Genomic DNA, 9,595 nt, shown 5'->3' on the forward strand with positions numbered 1-9,595 from the left:
GAACACCCTTCACCCATCTCCACACACCACCCAGGGTTAGGACTTACTCATCTAGAGGACGGTGTTGCCGTACATCTCGCCGAGCGGGTCGGCGATGAGCTCGATGCGGGCGCCGTCGGGGTCGCGAAAGTAGACCGAGACGTCGCTGTGCACCGCGTGCTCCACGCCGGCCTCGGCGAGCTTGCCGACCAGCCGCCGCCACCGCTCGGGTTCGACCGAGATGGCGATGTGGTGCAGCCCGCCGAGCACCTCGGCGTACGGGCCCACGTCCAGGCCCGGGAAGTCGAAGAACGCGAGCAGGTTGCCGTTGCCGATGTCGAAGAAGAAGTGCGACGACCCGGGGTAGTCGCGGTTCTCGATCAGCTCGGTGAGCGGGAACTCCAGGACGTCCTGGTAAAAGCGGACGGTCCGCTCGACGTCGCTGCTGATCAGCGCCGTGTGGTGGAGGCCGCGGGCGGACGAGGCGGGCCGCTCCCCCGCGGGCTTGAGGTGTGCGTCGCGGATGCGGTCGCGCTCCTGGCGGACCGCGTCGAGGTCGACGGAGGTCATGGCTGGCGTTCCTTTCCGGTGGCGGAGGTGGTGTGCCCGGCGTACCCGCCGGGCACCACCGGCATCCGCGTCAGGCGGCCTTGATCGCGGAGACCTCGAACTCGAGGGTGACCTTGTCGCTCACCAGGACGCCGCCGGTCTCCAGCGCCGCGTTCCAGGTGACCCCGAAGTCCTTGCGGTTGATGGTGGTCTTGCCCTCGAAGCCGACCCGGGTGTTGCCGAACGGGTCCTGGGCGGTGCCCTCGAACTCGAACGGGACCGTGACGGACTTCGTGATGCCCTTGATCGTCAGGTCGCCGGTGACGTCGAAGCTCGCGTCCCCGGTCTGCTGGATCGAGGTGGAGACGAAGGTGATCTCCGGGTGCTCGTCCATCGACAGGAAGTCGTTGCTGCGCAGGTGGGCGTCGCGGTCGGCGTTGCGGGTGTCGATGCTGTTCGCCTTGATGGCGACCGTCACCGACGACTTGGCCGGGTCGTCACCGTCGATGTGGGCGGTGCCGGTGAACTCGTTGAACGCGCCGCGCACCTTGGTGACCATCGCGTGGCGGGCGACGAAGCCGATCCGGGTGTGGGTCGGGTCCAGGGTGTACTCGCCGGTCAGGTTCGCGTAGCTGGTCTGGGTGGTCATTTCGGGTTCCTCCCGCGAAGGTCTGGTTGATGTGTCATCGACACAGTGGCACAACTTGGATGACGCGTCAACTATTCCCGCTATACTCGATGGCATGACCCGATGGCTCGATGACGGTGAACAGCAGGCGTGGCGCGCGTACGTGAAGATGCAGAGCCACCTCAACGCCGCGCTGGGCCGCCGGATGCAGGCGGACTCCCAGCTGTCGCTGCCCGACTTCGAGGTGCTCGTCCAGCTCACGGACACGCCGGAGGGCCGGGTCCGGGTGTTCGAGCTGGCCAGGGCGCTGGACTGGGAGAAGAGCCGGCTGTCGCACCACCTGCGGCGCATGCAGAAGCGCGGGCTGGTGGCGCGCGAGGAGTGCCCGGACGACGCGCGCGGCGCGTTCATCGTGCTGACGCGCGAGGGCCGGGAGGCGATCGAGCAGGCCGCGCCGCACCACGTCGACACGGTGCGCGAGCTGGTGTTCGACGTGCTCACGCGGGACCAGGTGGACGCCCTCCGGGCGATCTCCGAGCAGATCCTGCGCGTGGTCCGCCCGGAGGACTGTCCTCAGGACCGCAGGTAGGAGGCGCCGTTGAGGTCGAGGATGGCGCCGGAGGCCCACTCGGCCTCGGCGGAGGCGAGGTAGACCACCGCGGCGGCGATCTCCGGCGGCTCCGCGACCCGGCCGAACGGGGACTGGGCCCGCAGCGCGTCGCCCCTTTCGCCGCTCAGCCAGTCCGCGACCCGCTCGGTCGCGATGAACCCGGGCGCGACCGTGCTCACCGCGATGCCATGCGGCGCGAGGTGCACCGCGAGCGACTGGCCCAGCGAGTGCAGCGCCGCCTTGGTCGCGCCGTACGCGGGGTGGTCCGGCTCGCCGCGGAAGGCGCCGCGCGAGCCGACGTTGACCACGCGCCCGCGCGCGCCGCGGTCGATCATGTGCCGGGCGACGCAGAACGTGACGTCGGCCGCGCCGAGGAGGTTCACCTCGACCGACTGCCGCCAGACCTCCCGCCAGTGCTCGAAGGTCGTCTCGGCGAGCGGGTGCGCGGTCTCACTGGTGGTCACCACGGCGGCGTTGTTGACCAGGACGTCGACCCCGCCGAGGGCGGCTTCGGCAGCGTCGGCGATGCGCTGGGCCTCCCGGATGTCGCCCTGCACCAGGGCGTGGCCGTCGCCGGGCAGCGCCGCCAGGGTGGCTTCCGCCGCGGCCTGGTTGGAGTTGTAGTGCACCGCGACACGGTCGCCGCGCTCGGCGAAGGCCGTGGCGATCGCGCGGCCGAGGCCCGCCGACGCGCCGGTGACGAGGACGCCGCGGCTCATTTGGCGAACAGCTGGGACTCGTCGCGGAAGGCCTTGAACTCCAGCGCGTTGCCGGCCGGGTCGTGCAGGAACATGGTCCACTGCTCCCCCGGCTCGCCCGCGAAGCGCTGGTAGGGCTCGATGACGAACTGTGTGCCGGCGTCCTTGAGACGGCCGGCGAGTTCGTGGAAGGCCTCGACGGTCAGGACCAGGCCGAAGTGCGGCACCGGGACGTCATGGCCGTCGACCGGGTTGCGACCCGCCTCGTTGCGCGCGCCCTCGACCACGTGGGTGACCACCTGGTGGCCGTGGAAGTTCCAGTCCACCCACTTGGTGTCGGAGCGGCCTTCGGACAGCCCGAGCACCCCGCCGTAGAACTCCCGGGCGCGGCCGATGTCGTCGACCGGGATCGCGAGGTGGAACGCGGGGCGGGTCATGGTGCCTCCTTCATCGTCGGTGGCTCCAGCTTGACCCGACCGATGTCGTAATGTCAACATTAGGACATGCAGCCCGCCCGGCGGCGTGGTCTGGCCGAAGAGGCCGCCGACCGCATCCGCGACGAGATCCTGTCCGGCCGGTTCGCGCCCGGCAGCGCCCTGCGCGAGGTCGAGCTGGCCGGGTCGCTACAGGTCAGCCGCGGGTCGGTGCGCGAGGGGCTGGCGATCCTGGAGCGCGAGGGGCTGGTGCACAGCGAGTGGCACCGGGGCACGCGGATCATCGAGCTGAGCGAGACCGACATCACCGAGGTCTACGAGGTGCGCGCGGCGCTGGACCGGCTGGCGACGCTGACCGCCGCCGAGCGGGGCCGAGCCGGGCAGTTCGACGAGCTCGACCGGCTGGTGGCGGCGATGGAGCGGGAGGCACGCGGCCCGGCGGACGGCGACCGGCTGGTGGCGCTGGACATCGAGTTCCACGACTGCGTGTACGCCATGGCGGGCAACGGCAGGCTGACCAGCGCGTGGGAAGCCGTGCGGTCGCAGGTGCACATGTTCCAGGCCCACCGGGTGCGGCTGTCGCACGAGCACTACCGCACGCGCGTGGTGGACGAGCACCGCGAGCTGGCGACGCTGCTGCGGGCGGGGCGGGTCGAGGGACTGGGCGACCTGGCGGAGGAACACGTGCGCTCGGCGAGCCGGGGATTGATCGAAAGCCTGCGCGAGCTGCACCACTGAGAAGTCCAGCCCAGGCTCGCCGGCGGCTCAGCGAGAGCTTGCCCGAACCGGCCCGCCGAGAACCTCGACCAGGCTCGCGTACCGGGCGCGTTCCTCGTCCGTCAGGGCACTGAACCGCTCCCCCACCAGTTCCGCGAACCGCTGCCGGATCCGTTCGCGCAGCTCCTCGCCCGCGGGGGTCAGCACGACGCGGCTGACGCGCCGGTCCTTGGCGTCGGTCTCGCGCGCGAGCAGGCCGCGCTTCTCCAGCCGGTCGACCATCCCGGTCACGTTCGTCTTGTCGCAGCCCAGCAGCGCCGCCAGCTCGCCGAACGACGGGCGCCGCGCCAGACCGCACAGCACCTGGGTCTGCTGGCTGGTCAGGTCGAAGTCGCGGGCGATTCCCGCGTAGAGCACCGCCGCTTCGCGGTGCAGCGCGGCGACCGCCGCGGCCAAACCCTCCATGCCCCCAGCATAGTTGACATCCTCCACCAATTAGTCGAGTATCTCGACTATCGATCATCTGGAAGAACAGTGCTGACGGACAGGGTCGCCCTCGTGACGGGCGGATCGCGGGGCATCGGGCGGGGCATCGCCGAGCGGCTGGGCGCGGAGGGCGCCCGGGTGGTGGTCAACTACCGCACCGACGCGGACGCGGCGGCCAAGGTGGTCAGCACCATCGCAAACGCGGGCGGGCAGGCCGTGGCGGTCCAGGCCGATGTCGCGGACCCGGCGCAGGTCGTGGCGCTGTTCGACGCCGTCGAGTCGGCCTTCGGCGGTCTCGACATCCTGGTCGGCAACGCCGGGATCGCCCGGTTCGCCCCGCTCGCCGAGGCGAGCGACGAGGACTTCGAGCGGGTCTTCGCCACCAACACCCGCTCCACGTTCGTCGCCCTGCGCGAGGCCGCGAAGAGGCTGCGGGACGGCGGCCGGATCATCGTGATCTCCAGCGGCGCCACGATCACGGCACGACCGGACAGCGGCGTGTACGCGGCCAGCAAGGCGGCTGCCGAGCAGCTCGTGCGCGCCGCGGCGAAGGAACTGGGGCCGCGCGGGATCACCGCCAACAGCGTGCTGCCCGGCGCCACCCGCAGCGACGCGCTCGAAGCGGGAATGAGCGCCGAACGCCTCGCGGCGACCACGGCCCAAACGCCGCTGGGGCGCCTCGGCGAGCCGTCGGACATCGCGTCGATCGTGGCGTTCCTCGCCTCCGCCGACGGCGGGTGGATCACCGGGCAGTCGATCCACGCCGGCGGCGGGCTGTTCTAGCCGCCGAACAGCTTGACGACCTTGAGGATCAGTTCGTAGAGGCCGTAGAGGAACGGCACGCCCACCCACAGCCAGGCCAGCGTCATCAACCAGACCCGACGGCGCGCGGGGGCCTGCTCCGGCGTGCTCATTTCGCCTCCTCGCGCGCGGCGTCCGCGCTCTCCGGTTCGTGGTACTTCGCGCTCACCGGGCGCACCAGCTCGTTGGCGATGAACCCGATCACCAGCAGCGCGATCATGATGTAGAACGACGTGGTGTAGAGGTCCGGGCCCTGCTTGCCCGCGCGCTTCTGGCTGTCGGCGATCGCGTTGACGATCAGCGGGCCGAGCACACCGGCGGCCGACCACGCGGTCAGCAGACGGCCGTGGATCGCGCCGACCTGGTAGGTGCCGAACATGTCCTTCAGGTACGCCGGGATCGTGGCGAACCCCGCGCCGTAGAAGGACAGGATCACCATCGCCGCGAGGATGAAGACCACTTTGGACGAATTGCCGACGAGCGCGATCACCAGGTACAGCAGCGCGCCGACGCCGAGGTACATGCGGTAGATGTTCTTCCGGCCGATGAAGTCCGAAGTGGACGACCAGACGAACCGGCCGAGCATGTTGGTCAGCGACAGCAGCGCCACGAACCCGGCCGCCGCGGTCGCGCCGACCGGGACCGAGGTGCCGCGGAAGAAGTCGGTGATCATCGGCGACGCCTTCTCCAGGATGCCGATGCCCGCGGTCACGTTGAAGCACAGCACGACCCACAGGCACCAGAACTGGGGCGTCTTGATGGCGTTGGCGGCCGACACGTTCGCCGTGGTGATCATCGACCGGGCCTTCGCGGCCGCCGGCTCCCAGCCCTTCGGCTTCCAGCCCTCGGCGGGCACCCGCACCAGGAACACCCCGAGCGACATGAACACCGCGTAGACGACGCCGTGGATCAGGAACGAGGTGCCGATGCCGCTGGGTGTCGACCCGAACGACTCGAGCATCTGGCTCGACCACGGCGAGGCGATCAGCGCCCCGCCGCCGAAGCCCATGATCGCGATGCCGGTCGCCATGCCCGGCCGGTCCGGGAACCACTTGATCAGCGTCGACACCGGCGAGATGTAGCCGATGCCGAGCCCGACGCCGCCGATGAGGCCGTAGCCGAGCACCACCAGCCAGTACTGGGAGGTGAACGCGCCGAGCGCGGACACTACAAACCCGGTGGAAAAGCAGGTCATCGACACGAACATCGCCCACCGCGGCCCGTTGCGCTCGACCAGGGTGCCGCCGAAGGCCGCGGACAGCCCGAGCATGACGATGCCGAGCTGGAACGGCAGCGCGCTCAGCGTGCCGGACAGGCCCAGCGCCTTCTCCAGCGGCGGTTTGAACACGCTCCACGCGTACGCCTGCCCGATCGCGAGGTGCACCGACAGGGCCGCCGGCGGGATCAGCCACCGGCTCCAGTCCGGAGGCGCGATGCTGTGCGAACGGTCGAGGAATGTGACGGCCACGGCGGGCTCCCCTACGCTGGTGATTGAGCCTGCAATTTCTTACTAGATGTACGACGGCACGGCAAGGTCTTGTCGTCGATGAGCGGAATGGAGTGCCCGATGGGGCGCGTGACGGTGCGACGACCGGTGCGGAAGCTGACCGAGGGCGGGCAGACGCGGCGCGCCGACCTGCTGGCGGCCGAAGAGCCGCTGGAGCTGCGGGTCGGCGGCAAGTCCCTGGCCGTCACCATGCGCACGCCCGGGCACGACGTCGAGCTGGCGCACGGCTTCCTGCTGTCCGAGGGTGTCATCGCGTCGAAAGACGACGTGTTCACGGCCCGGTACTGCGACGGCGTCGACGACCAGGGGCGCAACACCTACAACGTCCTGGACCTCACCCTGGCCGAGGGCGTGGCGCCGCCGGAGACGGGTGTGGAGCGCAACTTCTACACGACGTCCTCGTGCGGCGTGTGCGGCAAGGCGGCGCTCGACGCGGTGAAGCTCAAGACCCGCTTCGCGCCCGGGGAGTCGACTTTCGCCGTGAGCACGGAGGTGCTCGCGGGGCTCCCGGACACGCTGCGCAAGCAGCAACGCGTGTTCGCCAGCACCGGCGGCCTGCACGCGGCCGGGTTGTTCCGGGCGGACGGGTCGCTGTTGGCCGTGCGGGAGGACGTAGGCAGGCACAACGCGGTCGACAAGGTGCTGGGCTGGGCGCTGCTGGAGGGCCGGGTGCCGCTGTCGGACTGCGGGCTGCTGGTGTCCGGGCGGGCGTCGTTCGAGCTGGTGCAGAAGGCCGCGATGGCCGGGGTCCCGTTCCTCGCGGCCGTGTCCGCACCGTCGTCGCTGGCGGTGGAGCTGGCCGAGGAGAACGGCATGACGCTGGTCGGTTTCCTGCGCGGCACCAGCATGAACCTCTACACCGGCGACCAGCGCGTGCTGGAGCCGGCCGGGGTGTGAGCGTCAGATCCGGGGCATGACCTCGGCGGCGAGGCGTTCCATCTGCTCGGCCTGGTCGGCGAACGGGGTGAACAGGATCAGCTCGGCGCCCGCGGCGGCGACCTCCTGCACTCCGGCGACGCACTCGTCGGGCGTGCCGGCCACCGCGACCGCCTCCAGGCCGCGTTTGCCGTAGATCTCGGCGAGACCGTCGGCGGCGCGGCGGCGGGCGACGTCCCCGTCGTCGTCGACGGCGATGTAGACGCGCTTGGCGACCTGGAAGTCGTCGCGCCCGGCGTCAGCCAGCACCTCGCGCAGCGTCTTGACCTGCTCGGCGAAGGCCGCGGTGGTCGAGGAGCCCGCACCGAAGAACCCGTCTCCGTGCTTCACGGCCCGCTTGAGCGCGTTCGGGTGGCTGCCGCCGAACCACAGCGGCGGGCCGGGCTTCTGGAACGGCTTCGGCTGCATCGAGGCGCCATCGAGCTGCCAGAAGCGGCCGTCGAAGTCGACCACGTCCTCGGTCCACAGGGCCTTGACCAGGCGGATCCCCTCAGTGAACCGGGCGACGTGCGCCTCGCCGTCGAGGCCGAACGCGGCGAACGGCCGGTTGCGGCCGCCGCTGCCGACGCCGACCTCCAGGCGGCCGCGGCTGAGCTGGTCGAGCGTGGCGAGGCTCTTGGCCAGGTGCGCCGGGATGTGCAGCGGGGTGACGTACACCGCGCAGCCGAGGCGCAGGCGCTCGGTGCAGGCGAACGCGTACGCCATGGTCTCGTTCGCCGAGAGGTGCGGGGCCGTGCCGAGGACCTGCTCCTGGGTCCAGCCGCTTTCGAAGCCGAGCTCCTCGGCGCGCCGCACGTACGAGCGGAAGGCGGCGGGGTCGAACGTTCCGTCGGCCACGAACTGGGGAATGGAGATCGCGAACCGCATGGGCACGACATTAGTCCCGTCGGTGTATCGGTTGCGGAACTTCCCACGACATGGGTTACGGGACTGATGTTCAATGGCGCCGGGAGGCCAGGTGGACGAGGACGAAGCGACTGAACCGCGCAGGCGGCCCAGCCGCCGCTCGGTGCTGATCGCCGGAGCCTCGGGCCTGGGGATCGCCGCGGTCGCCGCGGGGACGGCGACCGGTGTGCTGCCGGTGAGCGAGGCGCTGCAGCGGGCGCTGGGTGTGGCGTCGTCGTCGCCCGCGTCGCAGATCGGGGTCGCGAAGGTCGAGCGGGTGTGGTCGCGGTACCGGAACCGGATGGTCGACCTGGTGATCCTGCTGCCGTCGAAGTCGCCGCCGCGGAACCTGCCGGTGTCGCTGCTGCTGCACGGCCTGCACGGGCGGGCGCGGACGGCGGCGCCGACCGGGACGCTCGCCGAGCTGGCCAGCCAGGTCGCCCGCAAGCGGGTCCAGCCGTACGGTTTCGTGGCGGTCGACGGCGGCGACAACTACTGGCACGAAAACGTCCCCGGCGACGATCCGATGGGCATGCTGCTGGAGGAGGTGCCGCAGTGGCTGCGGGAACGCGGCCTCGGCGGCGTGGACGGGGTGCCGTTCGCCTGCACCGGCATGTCGATGGGCGGTTTCGGGGCGCTGCTGTACGCCCGCCGCCGGGCGGAGCGCCGCCAGCCGGTGGGTGCGCTGGCCCTGCTGGCGCCGGCGCTCATGCTGTCGTGGACGGAGATGGCGAAGCGACGCGCCTTCCGCGACGAAGCCGACTGGGCATCGATGGACCCGCTACGCCACCTGGAGGCGACGACGGGCATTCCGACCGCCCTGTGGTGCGGCACGGAAGACGCGTTCATCCACGGCGCCCGGCGCTTCATCGCGGCGGTGAAACCCGAAATCGGCTACACGGCACGAGGCAAGCACGGCGACTCGTTCAACCGCACGGTGGTGCCCAGCATGGTGAGCTTCCTAGGCCGCCACCACCCCGGCGCGTAGCGCAAAAGTCTTTGCACAAAACCCGAGCTGGGTGGTCATCCCGTCGCCTGGAACTGGACGATCACCTTGAGCCAGGGCCGCAACCCTCGCTGGGTCCGGCGGCCGACAATGCCAACCTTGCGGCCCTGGCTCAAGGTGATATGCACAAACCGGAAGGCGACGGGATGACCACCCAGCCACCCACCCAAGGTGAGGTGGAGTGCTTTTCTGTCATCCCGGAGCCTGCCCGTCCGGCGAGGACTCTTTTGATCTTTAGAGCCGCGCTGTCGCGCGGCGGGGAGTCCGCCCTGCGGGCGGTGCGCCTTGCGGCGCTCGAAAGGTCACCTTCCGACCACCCCCGCCCCCTCTCCCTGATTGTGTTTCAGTCGCCGAGCAGG

The 9,595-nt window shown here is 70.6% G+C and carries 14 protein-coding genes; 6 read left to right on the forward strand and 8 right to left on the reverse strand.

Annotated elements, in window-relative coordinates; genetic code table 11:
• Positions 1-51: 51 nt before the first annotated feature.
• Positions 52-549 carry a VOC family protein gene (locus L2C96_RS43500; protein ID WP_237340235.1) on the reverse strand — a complete coding sequence of 166 codons (498 nt, stop codon included), beginning with the start codon at positions 547-549 and terminating at the stop codon, positions 52-54.
• A 70-nt stretch (positions 550-619) separates the two neighbouring features.
• Positions 620-1,177: a YceI family protein gene (locus tag L2C96_RS43505; protein ID WP_020420768.1), complete on the reverse strand. Its 558-nt coding sequence runs from the start codon at positions 1,175-1,177 to the stop codon at positions 620-622.
• Between the two features lie 94 nt (positions 1,178-1,271).
• Here L2C96_RS43505 and L2C96_RS43510 point away from each other — a divergent pair, with 94 nt between their 5' ends.
• Entirely contained in the window at positions 1,272-1,745 is a 474-nt protein-coding gene (locus L2C96_RS43510) for a MarR family winged helix-turn-helix transcriptional regulator (protein ID WP_020420767.1), read from the forward strand.
• Here L2C96_RS43510 and L2C96_RS43515 read toward each other — a convergent pair.
• Entirely contained in the window at positions 1,730-2,485 is a 756-nt protein-coding gene (locus L2C96_RS43515; RefSeq protein ID WP_237340236.1) for an SDR family NAD(P)-dependent oxidoreductase, read from the reverse strand. The two genes, L2C96_RS43510 and L2C96_RS43515, sit on opposite strands and share 16 nt — an antisense overlap.
• Positions 2,482-2,901: a VOC family protein gene (locus L2C96_RS43520; protein WP_237340237.1), complete on the reverse strand. Its 420-nt coding sequence runs from the start codon at positions 2,899-2,901 to the stop codon at positions 2,482-2,484. Before L2C96_RS43520 ends, L2C96_RS43515 begins: the two co-directional genes overlap by 4 nt.
• A 66-nt stretch (positions 2,902-2,967) precedes the next feature.
• Between L2C96_RS43520 and L2C96_RS43525 the strand changes: the two genes are divergently transcribed.
• Positions 2,968-3,636, forward strand: coding sequence for a GntR family transcriptional regulator (locus L2C96_RS43525; RefSeq protein ID WP_237340238.1), 669 nt, complete (start codon positions 2,968-2,970; stop codon positions 3,634-3,636).
• A gap of 27 nt (positions 3,637-3,663) precedes the next feature.
• Here L2C96_RS43525 and L2C96_RS43530 read toward each other — a convergent pair whose 3' ends face one another.
• The gene (locus L2C96_RS43530; protein WP_237340239.1) at positions 3,664-4,080 is read right to left on the reverse strand and encodes a MarR family winged helix-turn-helix transcriptional regulator; all 417 of its coding nucleotides are present in this window, start codon (positions 4,078-4,080) and stop codon (positions 3,664-3,666) included.
• A 93-nt stretch (positions 4,081-4,173) separates the two neighbouring features.
• Between L2C96_RS43530 and L2C96_RS43535 the strand changes: the two genes are divergently transcribed.
• Positions 4,174-4,884 carry an SDR family oxidoreductase gene (locus L2C96_RS43535; RefSeq protein WP_237340240.1) on the forward strand — a complete coding sequence of 237 codons (711 nt, stop codon included), beginning with the start codon at positions 4,174-4,176 and terminating at the stop codon, positions 4,882-4,884.
• On the opposite strand, the gene L2C96_RS44910 is transcribed toward L2C96_RS43535, so the two are convergent.
• Together L2C96_RS44910 and L2C96_RS43540 are read right to left on the reverse strand one after the other, a co-directional pair.
• Entirely contained in the window at positions 4,881-5,015 is a 135-nt protein-coding gene (locus L2C96_RS44910) for an MFS transporter small subunit (RefSeq protein WP_272884099.1), read from the reverse strand. The two genes, L2C96_RS43535 and L2C96_RS44910, sit on opposite strands and share 4 nt — an antisense overlap.
• Positions 5,012-6,370: an L-lactate MFS transporter gene (locus tag L2C96_RS43540; protein ID WP_237340241.1), complete on the reverse strand. Its 1,359-nt coding sequence runs from the start codon at positions 6,368-6,370 to the stop codon at positions 5,012-5,014. Before L2C96_RS43540 ends, L2C96_RS44910 begins: the two co-directional genes overlap by 4 nt.
• Positions 6,371-6,469: 99 nt before the next feature.
• Here L2C96_RS43540 and fdhD point away from each other — a divergent pair, with 99 nt between their 5' ends.
• Entirely contained in the window at positions 6,470-7,306 is an 837-nt protein-coding gene (gene fdhD, locus L2C96_RS43545) for a formate dehydrogenase accessory sulfurtransferase FdhD (RefSeq protein ID WP_237340242.1), read from the forward strand.
• A gap of 3 nt (positions 7,307-7,309) precedes the next feature.
• Here fdhD and L2C96_RS43550 read toward each other — a convergent pair whose 3' ends face one another.
• Entirely contained in the window at positions 7,310-8,212 is a 903-nt protein-coding gene (locus tag L2C96_RS43550) for an LLM class flavin-dependent oxidoreductase (RefSeq protein ID WP_237340243.1), read from the reverse strand.
• Positions 8,213-8,285: 73 nt separating this feature from the next.
• Here L2C96_RS43550 and L2C96_RS43555 point away from each other — a divergent pair, with 73 nt between their 5' ends.
• Together L2C96_RS43555 and L2C96_RS43560 are read left to right on the forward strand one after the other, a co-directional pair.
• Positions 8,286-9,218 carry an alpha/beta hydrolase gene (locus L2C96_RS43555; RefSeq protein WP_237340244.1) on the forward strand — a complete coding sequence of 311 codons (933 nt, stop codon included), beginning with the start codon at positions 8,286-8,288 and terminating at the stop codon, positions 9,216-9,218.
• 164 nt (positions 9,219-9,382) lie between these two features.
• A partial coding sequence (locus L2C96_RS43560) for a hypothetical protein (RefSeq protein ID WP_237340245.1) occupies positions 9,383-9,595 on the forward strand: 213 nt, incomplete at its 3' end.

The sequence above is a fragment of the Amycolatopsis tucumanensis genome (assembly GCF_021654135.1).
GTDB classification, from domain to species: Bacteria; Actinomycetota; Actinomycetes; order Mycobacteriales; family Pseudonocardiaceae; genus Amycolatopsis_E; species Amycolatopsis_E tucumanensis.

What these genes read in the sequence shown, in the direction of transcription:
- L2C96_RS43510 (WP_020420767.1), top strand. Translation starts at nt 1,272, where the DNA reads ATGACCCGATGGCTCGATGACGGTGAACAGCAGGCGTGGCGCGCGTAC.
- L2C96_RS43525 (WP_237340238.1), top strand. Translation starts at nt 2,968, where the DNA reads ATGCAGCCCGCCCGGCGGCGTGGTCTGGCCGAAGAGGCCGCCGACCGC.
- L2C96_RS43505 (WP_020420768.1), bottom strand. Translation starts at nt 1,177, where the DNA reads ATGACCACCCAGACCAGCTACGCGAACCTGACCGGCGAGTACACCCTG.
- L2C96_RS43550 (WP_237340243.1), bottom strand. Translation starts at nt 8,212, where the DNA reads ATGCGGTTCGCGATCTCCATTCCCCAGTTCGTGGCCGACGGAACGTTC.
- L2C96_RS43500 (WP_237340235.1), bottom strand. Translation starts at nt 549, where the DNA reads ATGACCTCCGTCGACCTCGACGCGGTCCGCCAGGAGCGCGACCGCATC.
- L2C96_RS44910 (WP_272884099.1), bottom strand. Translation starts at nt 5,015, where the DNA reads ATGAGCACGCCGGAGCAGGCCCCCGCGCGCCGTCGGGTCTGGTTGATG.
- L2C96_RS43520 (WP_237340237.1), bottom strand. Translation starts at nt 2,901, where the DNA reads ATGACCCGCCCCGCGTTCCACCTCGCGATCCCGGTCGACGACATCGGC.
- L2C96_RS43530 (WP_237340239.1), bottom strand. Translation starts at nt 4,080, where the DNA reads ATGGAGGGTTTGGCCGCGGCGGTCGCCGCGCTGCACCGCGAAGCGGCG.
- L2C96_RS43515 (WP_237340236.1), bottom strand. Translation starts at nt 2,485, where the DNA reads ATGAGCCGCGGCGTCCTCGTCACCGGCGCGTCGGCGGGCCTCGGCCGC.
- fdhD (WP_237340242.1), top strand. Translation starts at nt 6,470, where the DNA reads ATGGGGCGCGTGACGGTGCGACGACCGGTGCGGAAGCTGACCGAGGGC.
- L2C96_RS43555 (WP_237340244.1), top strand. Translation starts at nt 8,286, where the DNA reads ATGGCGCCGGGAGGCCAGGTGGACGAGGACGAAGCGACTGAACCGCGC.